Source organism: Kitasatospora sp. NPDC048545, from assembly GCF_040651155.1.
Taxonomy (GTDB): domain Bacteria; phylum Actinomycetota; class Actinomycetes; order Streptomycetales; family Streptomycetaceae; genus Kitasatospora.
Map to the genome: position 1 here is coordinate 1 of NZ_JBEZIQ010000178.1, position 1,312 is coordinate 1,312.

General features: G+C 70.8%; 1 protein-coding gene. It reads left to right on the top strand.

The genetic code is table 11. From position 1 onward, the window contains the following. The coding region (locus AB0D10_RS46340; RefSeq protein ID WP_360269164.1) for an NF041680 family putative transposase at window positions 1-1,302 on the top strand (1,302 nt) is incomplete at its 5' end. Between the last annotated feature and the right edge of the window lie 10 nt (window positions 1,303-1,312).

The following is a 1,312-nucleotide window of genomic DNA, read 5'->3' on the forward strand; positions in this document are numbered from 1 at the left end:
ACGCTGGTGGAACTCTCGCTCGCGGCCGAGCACCGGCGCGGGCACGGCGCCCTGTACCAGGCGCTGGACCGGGGATGGCTGGAGCCGACCCGGCTGCGCCGCACCCTGGCAGGCCTGCCGCTGCCACGGCTCGCGGACGGGAGAATCGCGCTGGCCGTAGACGTCTCCAACTGGCTGCGGCCCGACGCCCCGACCAGCGACGAGCGCCTGTTCTGCCACGTCTACGGCCGCGGCCGAAGCGCCGACCAGTTCGTCCCCGGCTGGCCGTACTCCTTCGTCGCAGCCCTGGAGTCCGGGCGCACGTCATGGGTCGGACTGCTGGACGCGGTCCGGCTGGGACCGGCCGACGACGCGACCGCCGTCACCGCCGCCCAACTGCGCGAGGTCGTCGAACGCATCATCGCGGCATGCCACTGGCACCAAGGCGATCCGGACATCCTCATCGTGATGGACGCCGGCTACGACGTGACCCGCCTGGCCTACGTCCTGTCCGATCTGCCGGTTGAATTGGTCGGCCGACTACGCTCGGACCGGGTCATGCTCCGTGACCCGGGCGAGCCCCGCTCCACCCCGAAGGGCGGACGCCCGCGCCGGCACGGCGGCGTCTTCACCTTCGCCAAGCCCGACAGCTGGCACACCCCGGACGCCGCCACCACCACCGACACCACCCGCTACGGGAAGGCCGAGGCGAGAGCGTGGGACCGGATGCACCAGCGCCTGCAAAAGCGCGGCCCGTGGCTCGACCATGTGGGTGAAATCCCTTTGATCCACGGCACGTTGGTCCGCCTCAAGGTCGAGCACCTGCCGGGCGAGAGGGACGCGAAACCGCTGTGGCTGTGGTCCTCCGCCACCGGCATCGACGCCGAACATCTGGACCGGATCTGGCGCACGTTCCTGCGCAGATTCGATCTTGAGCACACCTTCCGGCTCATGAAGCAGACCCTCGGTTGGACCGCCCCGCGCTTCCGCAACCCGGACACCGCCGACCTGTGGACCTGGCTCGTCATCGTCGCCCACACCCAACTCCGCCTCGCACGCCCCCTCGCCGAGGACCTGCGCCGCCCCTGGGAGAAACCGGCCCCGCCGAGCAGGCTCACCCCCGCCCGGGTCCGACGCGGGTTCCGCAACATCCGCGCGAAGACGCCCAGCCCAGCAGCCGTGCCGCAACCGACACGCCCAGGCCCCGGACGGCCACCGGGCTCGAAGAACCGCAAGCCGGCACCCCGCTACGACGTCGGGAAGACCGTCAAACGCGAACCCACGCTCGAAGCGCACCTCGCCAAGATCGCGGCGGCAGCATAAAAATCAAGCT